Source organism: Klebsiella ornithinolytica NBRC 105727 = ATCC 31898, from assembly GCF_001598295.1.
Lineage (GTDB): Bacteria > Pseudomonadota > Gammaproteobacteria > Enterobacterales > Enterobacteriaceae > Klebsiella > Klebsiella ornithinolytica.
This window is the reverse complement of the sequence record NZ_BCYR01000007.1, coordinates 41,739-56,304: the sequence shown is the minus strand read 5'-3', so window position 1 is coordinate 56,304 and position 14,566 is coordinate 41,739. Positions and strand designations below refer to the sequence as shown.

The 14,566-nt window shown below is 54.3% G+C and carries 14 protein-coding genes; 8 read left to right on the top strand and 6 right to left on the bottom strand.

The window, feature by feature from the left end:
* Positions 1–68: 68 nt before the first annotated feature.
* Complete coding sequence (apt, locus tag ROR01S_RS14980; RefSeq protein WP_004858802.1) at positions 69–620, bottom strand: adenine phosphoribosyltransferase; 552 nt, start codon at positions 618–620, stop codon at positions 69–71.
* 150 nt (positions 621–770) lie between these two features.
* On the bottom strand, positions 771–1,148 hold the full coding sequence (locus ROR01S_RS14975) for a DUF454 family protein (RefSeq protein ID WP_004858799.1): 378 nt from the start codon (positions 1,146–1,148) through the stop codon (positions 771–773).
* Positions 1,149–1,217: 69 nt separating this feature from the next.
* Here ROR01S_RS14975 and priC point away from each other — a divergent pair, with 69 nt between their 5' ends.
* Both priC and rsmS read left to right on the top strand, forming a co-directional pair.
* A complete protein-coding gene (priC, locus tag ROR01S_RS14970; RefSeq protein ID WP_004858796.1) occupies positions 1,218–1,745 on the top strand; it encodes a primosomal replication protein N'' in 528 nt (175 codons plus the stop codon).
* A gap of 14 nt (positions 1,746–1,759) precedes the next feature.
* A complete protein-coding gene (gene rsmS / locus ROR01S_RS26290; RefSeq protein ID WP_004858795.1) occupies positions 1,760–1,936 on the top strand; it encodes a pleiotropic regulatory protein RsmS in 177 nt (58 codons plus the stop codon).
* Between the two features lie 50 nt (positions 1,937–1,986).
* Here rsmS and mscK read toward each other — a convergent pair whose 3' ends face one another.
* Both mscK and acrR read right to left on the bottom strand, forming a co-directional pair.
* Complete coding sequence (gene mscK, locus ROR01S_RS14965; protein WP_004858793.1) at positions 1,987–5,334, bottom strand: mechanosensitive channel MscK; 3,348 nt, start codon at positions 5,332–5,334, stop codon at positions 1,987–1,989.
* Positions 5,335–5,466: 132 nt separating this feature from the next.
* Positions 5,467–6,117: a multidrug efflux transporter transcriptional repressor AcrR gene (acrR, locus tag ROR01S_RS14960; RefSeq protein ID WP_004858790.1), complete on the bottom strand. Its 651-nt coding sequence runs from the start codon at positions 6,115–6,117 to the stop codon at positions 5,467–5,469.
* A gap of 142 nt (positions 6,118–6,259) precedes the next feature.
* On the opposite strand from acrR, the gene acrA reads away from it, so the two are divergent.
* The 5 genes from acrA (at position 6,260) to maa (ending at position 12,487) form a co-directional block, all read left to right on the top strand.
* A complete protein-coding gene (gene acrA, locus ROR01S_RS14955) occupies positions 6,260–7,453 on the top strand; it encodes a multidrug efflux RND transporter periplasmic adaptor subunit AcrA (protein WP_004858789.1) in 1,194 nt (397 codons plus the stop codon).
* A gap of 22 nt (positions 7,454–7,475) precedes the next feature.
* Positions 7,476–10,622 carry a multidrug efflux RND transporter permease subunit AcrB gene (acrB, locus tag ROR01S_RS14950; protein ID WP_004858787.1) on the top strand — a complete coding sequence of 1,049 codons (3,147 nt, stop codon included), beginning with the start codon at positions 7,476–7,478 and terminating at the stop codon, positions 10,620–10,622.
* A 527-nt stretch (positions 10,623–11,149) separates the two neighbouring features.
* Positions 11,150–11,524, top strand: a complete 375-nt coding sequence (gene tomB / locus ROR01S_RS14945; RefSeq protein WP_004858785.1) for an Hha toxicity modulator TomB — start codon at positions 11,150–11,152, stop codon at positions 11,522–11,524.
* Positions 11,525–11,550: 26 nt separating this feature from the next.
* Positions 11,551–11,769: a hemolysin expression-modulating protein Hha gene (gene hha / locus ROR01S_RS14940; RefSeq protein ID WP_004858783.1), complete on the top strand. Its 219-nt coding sequence runs from the start codon at positions 11,551–11,553 to the stop codon at positions 11,767–11,769.
* 151 nt (positions 11,770–11,920) lie between these two features.
* A complete protein-coding gene (gene maa / locus ROR01S_RS14935) occupies positions 11,921–12,487 on the top strand; it encodes a maltose O-acetyltransferase (RefSeq protein ID WP_054828907.1) in 567 nt (188 codons plus the stop codon).
* Here maa and ROR01S_RS27560 read toward each other — a convergent pair.
* Entirely contained in the window at positions 12,459–12,593 is a 135-nt protein-coding gene (locus ROR01S_RS27560) for a hypothetical protein (protein WP_223306663.1), read from the bottom strand. The two genes, maa and ROR01S_RS27560, sit on opposite strands and share 29 nt — an antisense overlap.
* Between ROR01S_RS27560 and ROR01S_RS14930 the strand changes: the two genes are divergently transcribed.
* Positions 12,587–13,057: a YlaC family protein gene (locus ROR01S_RS14930; protein ID WP_004858780.1), complete on the top strand. Its 471-nt coding sequence runs from the start codon at positions 12,587–12,589 to the stop codon at positions 13,055–13,057. The genes ROR01S_RS27560 and ROR01S_RS14930 overlap by 7 nt on opposite strands.
* Here ROR01S_RS14930 and pdxR read toward each other — a convergent pair.
* Positions 13,032–14,483 (bottom strand): MocR-like pyridoxine biosynthesis transcription factor PdxR, encoded by a 1,452-nt coding sequence (gene pdxR / locus ROR01S_RS14925; protein WP_064359628.1) that lies wholly within the window; start codon positions 14,481–14,483, stop codon positions 13,032–13,034. The two genes, ROR01S_RS14930 and pdxR, sit on opposite strands and share 26 nt — an antisense overlap.
* Positions 14,484–14,566: the final 83 nt, after the last annotated feature.

The following is a 14,566-nucleotide window of genomic DNA, read 5'->3' as shown; positions in this document are numbered from 1 at the left end:
GTGAAATCACGAGGGGGTCATGCTATCACAGCCCCGCTCAATCAGCGAGGCTATGTGGAGGGATTTGCTTAGTGACCCGGGAAAGGGACCAGGCTAAAGCAGTTGATTCCCAGTTTTTCCAGACGCTGCTCGCCGCCCAGATCAAACAGATTGATCACAAAGGCGGCATCGTGCACTTCGCCGCCCAGACGGCGAATCAGCTTCACGGTTGCATCGATGGTGCCGCCGGTCGCCAGCAGATCGTCAACGACGAGAACTTTATCGCCTTCTTTGATCGCATCGACATGAATTTCCAGCTGATCGGTACCGTATTCCAGCTCGTAGCTCTCGGCAATGGTTTCACGCGGGAGCTTGCGCGGTTTACGTACCGGCACAAAACCCACGCCCAGCGCCAGCGCAACCGGTGCGCCAAACAGAAAACCACGCGCCTCGGTGCCCACCACTTTAGTGATGCCGGCGTTTTTATAACGCTCGGTCAGCAGCTCAATGCTCAACGCATAGGCTTTCGGGTCTTCGAGCATGCTGGTGACATCGCGGAAAAGAATACCCGGTTTCGGATAGTCCTGAATGCTTTGGATGCTGTTCTTTAGATATTCAAGCTGCTGTGCAGTTGCGGTCATAAGTTTATGCCTGATAAAAACGGTGTTACTCACGGGCAGGCCAAACGGGTCAAAGAAACATTTGATTAACCTTTGACCAGGCGTACCCGCGCTCGAAAACGCTCGAATTTACTGTCTGTAAGCGACAATTGCAACACTCATTATGGCGCATCAGTGCTTTTGTTGCGTCGCGTCAACAACCGGAATACGCCACATAAATATCAACAGACAGGCCAGAATCACCAGCAGCATGATGCGAACCCACGTAAGCTTAACCAGCCACAGCGACACGGCGAAGGTCAGCAGAATCATCACAATCGCCCGCGGCTTGGCGCCGGGCGGCATCGCACGATATTGCTGCCAGTGACGAAGATAGCCGCCGAACCAGGAACGATACAGCAGCCAGTGGTGAAAACGCGGTGAAGAACGGGCAAAACACCAGGCCGCCAACAGAATAAACGGGGTGGTCGGCAATAAAGGCAAAAAGACGCCCAGCGTCCCCAGCGCTACCGCCAGCCAGCCTATGATGATTAAAATGATACGTGGCATAATGCGAATCGTTATCAAGCAGATATGGCTACTGTAGCACAGTTGCCTATCAGACCAGGGAGGAGTTATTTGAAAACAACGCGGCTTTTACAAACGCTGGAAAATCAGTTGGCCCAGCTGGCCGCGCAGGTTGCGCCGCTGGCGCATCATGCCACGCTCAGCGCCCGCTTCGATCGCCAGCTGTTCCGTACTCGTAGCACCCTGATGCAGGACTGTCTCGAGGAGGCGCAGCAGCACTTTACTGAACTGCGGCAGGCCGTTGAACAGCAGCAGCTTCCGCAGGTCGCCTGGCTGGCGGAGCGGCTGGTCGCGCAAATCGCCGCCCTCAGCCGGGAGGCGGCGACCTGGTCGCTGCGTAGTTGGGACAGCGCCTCCCCCGCAATAAACCGCTGGCAGCGGCGGCGACTTCAGCATCAGGAGTACGAACGACGACTGCTGGCGATGCGAAACGATCGCCAGCGCCAGCTGGCGCTGGCGACGACGCTTGAGGAACAGCAGCGGCTGGCGAAAGAGGTCGAGGCCTGCGCCGGACGTTTAGCACGCTGTCGCGATGCGCTGGAAAAAATAGAGGGCGTGCTGGCACGCCTAACGCGCTAACAGAAGGAGTCACTATGTCGCTGGAAAACGCCCCGGATGAGGTCAAACTGGCCGTTGATTTGATTATGCTGCTGGAAGAGAACCAGGTGTCAGCGCAAACCGTCCTCGGGGCGCTGGAGATCATTAAACGTGACTATGAAAACAAACTCAACCGCAGCGGGCAGACGTCAGATGAAGCGGATACACGCTAACCGACGGCCCGTCGGAAACGGGGCGGCGCACTGGCCGCCCCTGCTGAGTCTTATCCAATAGCCGGAGACGGATCGTCTCCTTTGACCTCACGTTTGAGCTCCGTCACTTCATCCCCTTTTTCGTTACGCAGATGGACTTCCAGCTGGTTGAAGGCGATGTTGATGTCGTTTTCACGGCACAGGCGATCGATCGCCCGGTTCAGTTCATCGACGGTATAGCTGCGATCGCGCAGTTCGCGCACATATAAACGCAGCTCATGATCCAGCGTGCTGGCGCCGAAGGTGGTGAAGAAGACCGACGGCGCAGGCTCCTGCATCACTTTCGGATGCTCATGTGCCGCCTGCAGCAGAACCTCCTTGACCTTATCCAGATCGGAACCGTACGCCACGCCGATGCGGATCACCACGCGGGTCACGGTGTCGGACAGCGACCAGTTGATCAAACGCTCGGTCACAAACGCTTTGTTCGGGATGATCACCTCTTTACGGTCAAAGTCGGTAATGGTGGTGGCACGAATGCGGATCTTGCTGACGGTACCGGAGAAGGTCCCGATCGTCACCGTATCGCCGATGCGCACCGGGCGTTCGAAGAGGATAATCAGGCCGGAAACGAAGTTCCCGAAAATCTCCTGCAGGCCAAAGCCCAGCCCCACCGACAATGCGGCCGCCAGCCACTGCAGCTTGTCCCACGAGACGCCCAGCGCGCCAAATACCGTCATCGCACCGATCGCGATAATCGCGTAGTTGAGGATCGAGGTAATGGCGTAGGACGTCCCCTGGCGCATGTTGAGCCGAGAGAGGATCAGCACTTCCAGCAGCCCCGGTAGGTTGCGGATCAACGCCCAGGCGACCATGGAGGCGACAATCGCAAACAGCAGGCTTCCCATCGTCACGCTTCTTACTACGCTGGCTCCAGCTTCGGTGCCGTTGTAGTGCCACAAGGTGATACTGTCGAGATAGGCGAAGACGGTGATGAGATCGGACCAAATCGCCCAGAACACAACGCCAAACAAGGCGACCATCACCAGCATGGTAATGCGCAGCGTTTGTTGGTTGACCTGCTCCAGGGCGATGGTCGGCTCTTCCTGCGGTTCAGCCCCTTCTGCCCCCTCTTTGACCATATGCTGGCGACGGGCCAGCGCACGCCGCCAGGCGATACGCCGTGCGGCAACGCTCAGGCCGCGCAAAACGGTCTGGTACAGCAGATTCCACAGCATCACCAGATAGACGGTTTCAATCCAGCGGCCGGCAAGACGCAGGGTGGTATAGAAGTAGCCGGTAGCCGTCAGCACCATCAGCGCGACAGGCACAATCGAGAGCACGGTGACGGTAAGAAGACGCAGGCTGTGCGACTCTTTATCACGCCAGCTCTCGCGACACATCGGCCACACCAGTACCGCGATCAGCAGCAGATTGAGGAAGATAACGAACTGCCCCAGCACATCATCCATCAAATTCAGCGGCGACAGTTCAGAGACCACCGACCAGAAATTCAGCGGCAGCAGCGCAAGACTGACGCGCACAATTTGCCGACGCCAGTGGCTGGTCAGCTGCGGTGGCATATTAAAGTGGCTTACCGCCACGCCGTCTTTTTCCAGCACCTTCCAGCACAGGCCAAACACCAGCCAGAACAGCGCCAGTTTTTTACTGTATGCCCACAGCAGTTCGCTGATGTTCAGCTGCATCGTCAGCAGAATCAAACCTACCGCCAGAATCAGCAGCACGACAGGCAGTGCGCGGATCAGGTCGATCAGAATCGCTTTGGGCGTATGGAGCTGCGTGTCGTTACGCAGCTGACCGACCTGCGAGGCCAGCCGGGCCTGGTAATTACGCAACCACTGCAGGCGCCAGCGGATCAGGCCAGCAATCAGCAGCAGCGGCAGACCGGCAAGGAAGGCAACAAACACCGCCGGCCACGCTTTCTCCCAGTTTACGGTGATTTTCATCGCCTTAAACTGCCCTTTCAACGCTTCCGGGAAGGATTTAATCCAGTCCCAGTCCATCGGTTTGTTGCTATTCACCCAGAAAATCTGCTGGGTCAGGATGGCTTTCAGATTGCTTGAGACGCTCATTAACTGCTGCTGGTTGATCTGCAGGTTAATGGCCATCATCAGCTGATTGCCGAGCTGCTTGTTAAACTGATCGAGCAGTTCGCGGCGCATATCCACGACGTCCAGCAGAGCATTATGTACGTCAGGGGTCACTTCATTGCTGTGCCCTTCTTCCAGTTTGGCGACGAACGCATCGCTCTGGAACAGCGCATCACGCTGCTGGTTGACCTCAAACTGTTCAAGACGCAGATCGGCAATACGGTTGGTCATATCTTCCAGCTCGTCCGCCGACGGGAGCGTCTGCTGCTGCTGGTATAGGATGCGCGACAGTAACAGGCTCCCTTTGAGGACTGAAATCTGCTCTTTGATATCACGTTCAGATTGCAGCGCCCGATCGAGCCAGTTTTTCACTTTAATGTTGCGCTGCACCAGCTGGTTGCCGTTCTCAGTCGCCGCGATGAGCTTCTGACTCAGCTGATGGTTAATATCCAGCTCTTGTTTGACCAGCGGGTTGGACTGGATACGCGCCGTCTCATCCGGCGTGACCGCTTCCTGAGCGGTTTTTTCCGTTAGCGTCAGGCGTTTGCTGTTAACCGCTTCCTGCAGCAGCTGCAGCTGATGTTCGAGACGATTACTGTTGGCGCTGACGTAATCACGTTGCTTTTGCAGCGTATCCTGCAACACGGTGTTACCTTCGAGGCTCTTGCGCTGCTGCTCAATTTGCGCGTTAAGCAGCGCCTGCTGCGCCAGCAGTAATCCCTGCTGGCTCGGGCGCAGGGCTTCGTCGCCCGTGGTGGTGGTGCCGTTCAGACGGTTGCGTATCTGCTGTAGCTGCTGGGAAGCCGCGTACATCGCATTTTGCACGCGTTCCGGCTGGGTTTGCAGGGAGACCAGCTGACTGTTGTAGGTCGCCAGATCGTTTTGCGCGGTTTGCAGATCGTCCAGCGTCTGGGAGAGACGAGATTCCAGCTGTCGCAAAGAGAGCGTGCTGAGCGTTTTCCGCGTCGCCTCATCATCAGGCACCTCGCTTAAGGCGTTGAGGCTATCGACCGCCTGACGCATCTTCGCTGGCGCCTGCTCAACCTGTTGCCGCAGCTGAGTCGTTTCCGACTTAATCCGCTCGATTTTATCGAGTGCTTCCAGGGTCTGCACCAGGTCTTGCTGAACCAGCTTATCCTGTGGCGTCAGTTCCTTTTGCTTATTTAGCGTATTGAGTTGATTCTGAATATCAGATCGGTCAGGGACATCGGCAGCCAGAGCCTGATTAATGCTAAGACAGCCGACAAATAACAACAGTACAATTACAAAAGCGGAAGTGGCATTTCGCCAACGGATAGTATGCAGCATAGTGTTAACATGAGTGGTTGCAATAGCCGGAGAATACCGGGGGTCGTCGCAGCCCGCAGAATAGCACTTCTGCAATCGCACGAATAGCCGCGACCATCAGCAAATACTCACCTTTTTTATTTTGCCAGTACGTTAATTCTTAGCTTCCGAGGGAGCCCGGAGCGTAGGGCAAAACTGATACATTTCAAGAAGAATGGCAACATAGTCGCGCGCTTCTTTTTCAAGATCGAAGGAGTCCGGTGCAAAGAGCCAGTTTTCCATCAGCCCGGAGAGGTAGCTGCGCATTAAAACCGCCGCCCGGCGGGTTAACAAATTGGCCGGCAGCATGTTGGCCGCAATGCACTCTTTTAGCGTGTGTTCGATACGTTCATAGCTCTCAAGACATAAGCTGCGCTGGGCTTTCTGCACCACCGCCATCTCACCGACAAACTCACATTTATGGAAGATAATTTCCATCATCAGCCGCCGCCGCTCTTCTGTCACGGTGGCTTCAAGAACATGGACTAAGATCCCCCTGACAACTGACAGTGGATCGTTGGGGAATTTTGCCCGATACTCAACTTCAAGATCGCTAATACTTGCGTCCGACAACACCCATATTTCATTAAATAAATCTGATTTATTCTTGAAATGCCAGTAGATAGCCCCCCTCGTTACCCCGGCAGCTTTTGCAATTGCTGCCAACGAGGTAGATGATACGCCTTGCTGCGAAAACAAACGCAGAGCAACATCCAGAATGTGTTGCCGGGTTTCAAGTGCCTGTTGTTTGGTTTTTCGTGCCATAGGTCGATGAGTTTACAGAGGTTACGTTTACATACATTTATGAATGTATGTACCATAGCATGACCATAATAGAAACACAGTAGTGGGTTTGTGGTCGTTTGAGCCACTGAACAATTTGAAATTGGACACTCGAGGTTTACATATGAACAAAAACAGAGGGTTAACGCCTCTGGCGGTCGTTCTGATGCTCTCAGGCAGCTTAGCGCTAACAGGATGTGACGACAAACCGGCTCAGCAAGGAGCCCAGCATATGCCGGAAGTCGGTATTGTGACGCTCAAATCCGCACCTCTGCAAATCACCACCGAGCTACCGGGCCGCACCAGCGCCTACCGTATTGCAGAAGTCCGTCCTCAGGTAAGTGGCATTATTCTGAAACGTAACTTTACGGAAGGTAGTGACATCCAGGCTGGCGTGTCCCTTTATCAGATCGATCCGGCAACTTACCAGGCCAGCTACGAAAGCGCAAAAGGCGATTTAGCCAAAGCACAGGCCGCGGCCAATATCGCGCAGCTGACGGTTAAACGTTATCAGAAACTGCTCGGCACCAAATACATCAGTCAACAGGATTATGATACTGCCGTCGCCGACGCTCAGCAGAGCAACGCCGCCGTTGTAGCCGCGAAAGCCGCTGTGGAAACGGCGCGTATTAACCTGGCTTATACCAAAGTGACTTCGCCTATCAGCGGACGAATTGGTAAATCCGCCGTGACCGAAGGCGCACTGGTGCAGAATGGTCAGGCTACTGCGCTGGCCACCGTTCAGCAGCTGGACCCTATCTATGTTGATGTGACCCAGTCGAGCAACGATTTCCTGCGTCTGAAACAAGAGCTGGCAAACGGAACGCTGAAACAAGAAAACGGCAAAGCCAAAGTCGAACTGGTTACCAACGACGGGCTGAAGTATCCGCAGGGCGGTACGCTGGAGTTTTCTGATGTCACCGTTGATCAGACCACCGGTTCTATCACTTTACGCGCTATCTTCCCGAACCCGGATCACACCCTGTTACCAGGGATGTTCGTCCGCGCTCGTCTGCAGGAAGGGACCAACCCGGATGCACTGCTGGTTCCACAGCAGGGCGTAACCCGCACGCCGCGTGGTGATGCCAGCGTTATGGTTGTCGGTGAAGGTGATAAGGTCGAAGTTCGTCAGGTTACTGCAACGCAGGCGATTGGCGATAAATGGCTGGTCACCAGCGGAGTGAAATCCGGCGATCGCGTGATTGTTACCGGACTGCAAAAAGTCAAACCAGGCGTGCAGGTTAAAGCGCAGGAAGTAGCCTCTGACGATCAACAGCAAGTTGCCAGCAACGCTCAGTCAGAACAAACCAAGTCTTAACTTAAACAGGAGCCGTTAAGACATGCCTAATTTCTTTATCGATCGCCCCATATTCGCATGGGTGATCGCCATAATCATCATGCTTGCCGGGGGACTTGCGATCCTGAAGCTGCCTGTTGCGCAATATCCAACGATTGCGCCGCCGGCGGTCTCGATCACCGCAACCTACCCGGGTGCTGATGCGAAAACGGTGCAGGATACCGTGACGCAGGTTATCGAACAGAACATGAACGGTATCGATAACCTGATGTACATGTCCTCCAACAGTGACTCAACCGGTACGGTACAGATTACCCTGACCTTCCAGTCTGGTACGGATGCGGACATCGCGCAGGTACAGGTGCAGAACAAACTGCAGCTCGCCATGCCGCTGCTGCCGCAGGAAGTACAGCAACAGGGCGTGAGCGTGGAGAAATCCTCCAGCAGCTTCCTGATGGTTGTCGGCGTTATCAACACCAACGGCACCATGACGCAGGAGGATATCTCCGACTACGTTGGCGCCAACATGAAAGATGCGATCAGCCGTACGTCCGGCGTGGGTGACGTTCAGCTGTTTGGTTCCCAGTACGCGATGCGTATCTGGATGGATCCGAACAAACTGAACAACTTCCAGCTGACGCCGGTCGATGTGATCAGCGCGATTAAAGCCCAGAACGCCCAGGTAGCGGCCGGTCAGTTAGGCGGTACGCCGCCGGTGAAAGGCCAGCAGCTGAACGCCTCTATCATCGCGCAGACCCGTCTGAAATCCGCTGACGAATTCAGCAATATTCTGCTGAAAGTGAACCAGGACGGTTCGCAGGTTCGTCTGCGTGACGTAGCGAAAGTTGAGCTTGGCGGTGAAAACTATGACATCGTCGCGAAGTTTAATAACCAACCGGCTTCCGGTCTGGGTATCAAACTGGCGACCGGCGCCAACGCCCTGGATACCGCCAACGCCATTCGCGCTGAACTGGCGAAAATGGAGCCGTACTTCCCGTCAGGCCTGAAGATTGTTTACCCGTATGACACCACGCCGTTCGTGAAAATCTCGATTCATGAAGTGGTTAAAACGCTGGTCGAAGCGATCATCCTGGTCTTCCTGGTTATGTATCTGTTCCTGCAGAACTTCCGCGCCACGTTGATTCCAACCATCGCGGTACCGGTCGTCTTGCTGGGTACTTTCGCCATCCTGGCCATTTTTGGCTTCTCGATAAACACCCTGACCATGTTTGGTATGGTGCTTGCGATAGGTCTGCTCGTCGATGACGCCATCGTGGTGGTGGAAAACGTCGAGCGTGTCATGGCGGAAGAAGGCCTGCCGCCGAAGGAAGCAACCCGTAAATCCATGGGCCAGATTCAGGGCGCACTGGTCGGTATCGCGATGGTGCTTTCTGCGGTATTTATCCCGATGGCCTTCTTCGGTGGTTCAACGGGTGCGATTTATCGTCAGTTCTCCATCACCATCGTTTCGGCGATGGCGCTGTCGGTGCTGGTTGCATTAATCCTGACCCCGGCGCTGTGCGCCACGATGCTGAAACCTATCGCTAAAGGCGGTCATGGCGAGCACAAAGGCTTCTTTGGCTGGTTTAACCGCATGTTCGATAAGAGCACGCACCATTACACCGATAGCGTAGGTAACATTCTGCGCAGCACCGGTCGTTACCTGGTGCTGTATCTGATTATCGTCGTCGGAATGGCCTGGCTGTTCGTCCGTCTGCCGAGCTCGTTCCTGCCAGATGAAGATCAGGGCGTATTCCTGAGCATGGCGCAGCTTCCTGCCGGCGCTACGCAGGAACGTACGCAGAAAGTGCTGGATGAGATGACGGACTACTACCTCACGAAAGAGAAAGCCAACGTCGAATCTGTGTTCGCCGTTAACGGCTTTGGCTTCGCGGGTCGTGGTCAGAACACCGGTATTGCGTTCGTTTCACTGAAAGACTGGAGCGAACGTCCGGGCAGCGAGAACAAGGTTGAAGCGATTACCGGTCGTGCGATGGCCCGTTTCTCGCAGATTAAAGATGCGATGGTCTTCGCCTTTAACCTGCCGGCTATCGTCGAACTGGGTACCGCAACCGGCTTTGACTTCCAGCTGATCGACCAGGGCGGCTTAGGTCACGAAAAACTGACTCAGGCACGTAACCAGCTGTTTGGTGAAGTGGCGAAGCACCCTGACCTGCTGGTCGGCGTTCGTCCTAACGGCCTGGAAGATACGCCGCAGTTCAAGGTGGATATTGACCAGGAGAAAGCGCAGGCGTTGGGCGTTTCTATCAGCGACATCAATACCACGCTGGGCGCAGCCTGGGGCGGTAGCTACGTCAATGACTTCATCGACCGCGGTCGCGTGAAGAAAGTGTACGTCATGTCCGAAGCGAAATACCGTATGCTGCCGGAAGATATTGGCAACTGGTACGTTCGCGGTAGCGATGGACAGATGGTGCCGTTCTCAGCCTTCTCCACCTCACACTGGGAGTATGGTTCACCGCGTCTGGAACGCTATAACGGTCTGCCGTCGATGGAAATCCTCGGTCAGGCGGCTCCGGGCAGAAGTACCGGTGAAGCGATGACGATGATGGAAGAGCTGGCCAAAAAACTGCCTTCGGGTATTGGTTATGACTGGACCGGTATGTCCTATCAGGAACGTCTGTCCGGTAACCAGGCGCCGGCGCTGTATGCCATCTCGCTGATCGTGGTATTCCTGTGTCTGGCGGCGCTGTATGAAAGCTGGTCGATACCGTTCTCCGTTATGCTGGTTGTCCCACTGGGGGTTATCGGTGCACTGCTGGCGGCAACGTTCCGTGGTCTGACGAACGACGTTTACTTCCAGGTAGGCCTGCTGACCACCATTGGTCTGTCGGCGAAGAACGCGATACTTATCGTAGAATTCGCCAAAGATCTGATGGATAAAGAAGGCAAGGGTCTGATTGAAGCGACCCTGGAAGCGGTACGTATGCGTCTGCGTCCAATCCTGATGACCTCACTGGCGTTTATCCTCGGGGTTATGCCGCTGGTCATTAGCTCCGGCGCAGGTTCCGGCGCACAGAACGCCGTAGGTACCGGCGTAATGGGCGGGATGGTGACGGCAACGGTTCTGGCTATCTTCTTTGTTCCGGTCTTCTTTGTGGTGGTTCGCCGCCGCTTCAGCAAGAAATCGGAAGACATTGAGCACAGCCATCCGACTGAGCATCATTAATCTCTCCACTGAGGGCCGCACCAGCGGCCCTTTTTTTCGCCTGTGCCCCTGCTCGCTTCGGGATTCGTTGAGGAAATTTTTCGGATAGCGTATATTGAAACGCACGCATTGCTACGGTTTACTTTGTATCCTGATATACAATTTCCGGCGATAAGCTTTTACTTTGTTTTTATCAGATTATTCTTTTGCCGCTTTACCCTTATCTTAACTAAGAATATTCTTAACCCAGTGTTATCTGGGGGGTGAGAACTGGTGCCAAAGAAAAGTGCCTGCTAAATCAATGATCCATAAGCTTTGCTTTCGCAGAATCACCACATTGATTGCCGTGGCATAATAAGTTCAGATATTTTTAAGATAAATTAACGGCGATAATTGTAATTTTTCGTAATAGCACGGTGAAATCTTTTTAAGAGTGGATTATAGTTAAAACAACAGGATTACAATGTATGTGTCAGGTCTGTTAGTCGTGTTCATCCCACAACGGTGCTTGTTAGTCGTCGTTTAAACCACTAAAAAGGGGATGCGTTATGGACGAATACTCGCCAAAAAGACATGATATCGCGCAGCTTCGATTTCTTTGCGAAACCCTGTATCATGACTGCCTTGCAAACCTGGAAGAGAGTAACCACGGGTGGGTGAATGATCCAACGTCGGCTATCAATCTTCAACTTAATGAATTGATCGAACACATAGCCACGTTCGCGCTTAATTATAAAATTAAGTATGCTGAGGATAATAAACTGATCGCTCAGCTGGACGAATACCTGGATGACACTTTTATGTTGTTCAGCAGTTATGGCATTAACACGGCCGATCTACAGAAATGGCGCAAATCGGGAAATCGGTTATTCCGATGTTTTGTCAACGCCAGTCGGGAAAATCCGGCAAGTCTTTCTTGTTAGTATTATTACAATCAAAAGGTGAAGTTATGTCTGGTGAACCATTAACCAAAACAGACTATTTGATGCGCTTACGTCGCTGTCAGACAATTGATACGCTGGAACGCGTAATTGAAAAAAACAAATATGAACTTTCAGATAACGAACTGGCTGTATTTTACTCAGCGGCCGACCACCGTCTTGCTGAATTGACCATGAATAAGCTCTACGACAAAATCCCGACATCGGTGTGGAAGTTCATTCGCTAATTCATTTCACATCTCAGTCAGACGGTTAACCGGGTCCTCCCCTACTCTGGGTATAATTGTGATATTACTCGCATAAGTCACTAAAGCGCGCTCATGAAACCGGTTTCTTTTTTATACTGTGACGCCTACCTACCTTAATCAGGAAAGCATCATGAGTGAAGAGAAACGTAAAATGATCGCCGGTGAACTGTATCAGGCTGGTGATGCCACGCTACGGGCAGACCGCCTGCGCGCCAGGCAATTGCTGCATCGCTACAACCATTCGGCTCCGGACGAGCGGGAATGGCGGAAAATATGTCTGACTGAACTGTTTGGCCGGGCAAGCGATGCTTATATTGAACCCACTTTCCGCTGTGATTATGGTTACAATATTTTCCTCGGCACCAATTTCTACGCAAACTTTGATTGCGTGATGCTTGATGTCTGTCCGATTCACATCGGTGATAATTGCATGCTGGCGCCCGGCGTCCACATCTATACCGCCACGCATCCCTTAGATGCCGCCGAACGCAACAGCGGTAAAGAGTACGGTAAACCCGTTACTATCGGCCATAATGTGTGGATTGGCGGTCGGGCGGTCATTAATCCCGGGATGACTATCGGCGATAATGCCGTCATTGCATCCGGTGCCGTGGTCGTGAAAGATGTTCCGGCCAATGCCGTGGTCGGCGGCAACCCGGCGCAAATCATTAAGATGCTGACAGCGGAAAAAGCGTAACTGTTATGCTTTTCTGCAACTGATCTGTTACTTTCCCGAGAGATTCCCGCAACATAAAATAGCCTTCAGGCTGAGCCTTAGCAGAATTCGGGGACCAAGATGACAGAAATACAGCAACTGCTGACAAACACGATTGATGAGCTCAATGTGAAAGAGAAGCGCGACAACCGTCCGCGCTTTAGTATCAGTTTTATTCGCAATCATCCGTGGCTGTTCGTCGCAATGTACGCCGCGTTCCTCGCGACGTTCGTGGTCATGCTGACATCGGAAACGCTGGCCGATTCAGTTTGGCTACTGGTGGTTCTGTTCGCCCTGTTAAACGGCTTCTTCTTTTTTGACGTCTACCCGCGCTACCGCTACGAAGATATCGATGTCCTGGATTTTCGCGTTTGCTACAACGGGGAGTGGTACAACACGCGATATGTCCCTCAGCAGCTGATCGAACGCATTATGCAGTCACCCCGGGTGGCCGGCGAGCAGAAAACCCAGCTACAAAAAATGGTGGCGACGAAAGGTGAACTCTCGTTCTACGATATCTTCAGCCTCACCCGCGTCGATACCGCTCAATAAGACGATTCAACGTCCGCACCGCAGGGCCAAAATGCGAGGCGGACGTATTGCCATATCCCAGCACCAGCCCGCTTCGCGCGCGTTGTGTATCAAGGTAAAACCGGCTTAATGCCGCCGGTGCTTGTTGATACAGCCGCGCCTGTTCCACCACCGCTCCATCGTCTATCCCGTCAATGGCTACCGCCAGGTGCAGTCCGCCCTCGCCACCGAGAAGAGCAAAAGGTTGCGTCAGCTCCGCTGCCAGCACCTCACGGAGCTGCAGCTGTCGCCGGCGATACAAGCGCCGCATCGCCGCCAGATGACGCGCGTAATGCCCCTCTTCGATAAACAACGCCAGCGCTCGCTGTTCAGCCCGGTGACCACCGCGCAGCAGCGATCCCACGAATCCCTGAGCGGCTTGCGCCAGGGCGGGAGGCATCACCACGAAACCAATGCGCAGCGCCGGAAACAACGTCTTGCTGAAGGTGCCAATATAGACCACCGGCGCCTGTTTCATCATCCCTGACATGGCCGGAACAGGTTCCCCGCTATAGCGAAACTCGCTGTCGTAATCATCTTCAACAATCCATGCATCATGCTGGCGGGCATATTCCAGCAGCGCCAGACGCCTGCCTGCGCTCATCACCGCGCCACAGGGATATTGATGCGAAGGCGAGGTAAAAATCAGCCGCGGCGGCAGGTTCTCGTCCATGTCCGGACACATCCCTTCACTGTCTACCGGCATCCCTTTTACCTGTAACCCGGCCTTCATAAATACGCTCTTCGCGCCGGGATATCCCGGCTCTTCAACCCATGCGGTGTCACCCGCTTCGCTCAGCAGATGGGTACAGAGGTTGACGCCTTCGAGCGCGCCTTCGGTAATCACGATTTGCCGGGCGTCGCAGCGGATCCCGCGAGATAGCGCCAGATGACGGACAATCGCTTCCCGCAGCGCGGGTTCCCCTGCCGCCTCTCCGTAACCCAGCAGCGCGCGGCCCTCATCACGCAGCACCTTGTCGAGCAGCCGCCGCCAGAGCGGTAAAGGAAAATAGTTAATCGCCGGCGTGCCGGGAGTAAATATCAGCGTCGGCGAATCGCGACGGGTGCCGGGAGGTAGCGCGATCAGCCGCTCCGGCAACGCAATGGTCAGCGGTAGCCCTTCCCGCTCACCGGAGGCGGTCAGCGTCGCCACATACGTCCCCTGGCGGCTGCGCTGCAGGTAGCCTTCCATGGTCAGCTGCTCCAGCGCCCCGTTAATCGTATTACGCGACAAATTGAGCCGCGTCGCGATAGCACGTGAACCCGGCAGCCGACTACCGCCTGCCAGCGCTCCCTGTAAAATCGCCTCGCGCAGCGCACGATACAGCGTGCGCTGAAGGGTTTCATGACCTCGCCGGGACAAGGTGTGTTCCAGTAGGGTGAAGAAGGCATCATCAGGAATATTCATCTCGGCTCCTCGTGGCACCATCAAAACATACTCTGATGGATCTTTTTATGGAACCAGTAAAACTTTAGTCTCACGCTATTCCC

What these genes read in the sequence shown, in the direction of transcription:
- apt (WP_004858802.1), bottom strand. Translation starts at nt 620, where the DNA reads ATGACCGCAACTGCACAGCAGCTTGAATATCTAAAGAACAGCATCCAA.
- ROR01S_RS14975 (WP_004858799.1), bottom strand. Translation starts at nt 1,148, where the DNA reads ATGCCACGTATCATTTTAATCATCATAGGCTGGCTGGCGGTAGCGCTG.
- rsmS (WP_004858795.1), top strand. Translation starts at nt 1,760, where the DNA reads ATGTCGCTGGAAAACGCCCCGGATGAGGTCAAACTGGCCGTTGATTTG.
- mscK (WP_004858793.1), bottom strand. Translation starts at nt 5,334, where the DNA reads ATGCTGCATACTATCCGTTGGCGAAATGCCACTTCCGCTTTTGTAATT.
- acrR (WP_004858790.1), bottom strand. Translation starts at nt 6,117, where the DNA reads ATGGCACGAAAAACCAAACAACAGGCACTTGAAACCCGGCAACACATT.
- acrA (WP_004858789.1), top strand. Translation starts at nt 6,260, where the DNA reads ATGAACAAAAACAGAGGGTTAACGCCTCTGGCGGTCGTTCTGATGCTC.
- acrB (WP_004858787.1), top strand. Translation starts at nt 7,476, where the DNA reads ATGCCTAATTTCTTTATCGATCGCCCCATATTCGCATGGGTGATCGCC.
- tomB (WP_004858785.1), top strand. Translation starts at nt 11,150, where the DNA reads ATGGACGAATACTCGCCAAAAAGACATGATATCGCGCAGCTTCGATTT.
- hha (WP_004858783.1), top strand. Translation starts at nt 11,551, where the DNA reads ATGTCTGGTGAACCATTAACCAAAACAGACTATTTGATGCGCTTACGT.
- maa (WP_054828907.1), top strand. Translation starts at nt 11,921, where the DNA reads ATGAGTGAAGAGAAACGTAAAATGATCGCCGGTGAACTGTATCAGGCT.
- ROR01S_RS14930 (WP_004858780.1), top strand. Translation starts at nt 12,587, where the DNA reads ATGACAGAAATACAGCAACTGCTGACAAACACGATTGATGAGCTCAAT.
- pdxR (WP_064359628.1), bottom strand. Translation starts at nt 14,483, where the DNA reads ATGAATATTCCTGATGATGCCTTCTTCACCCTACTGGAACACACCTTG.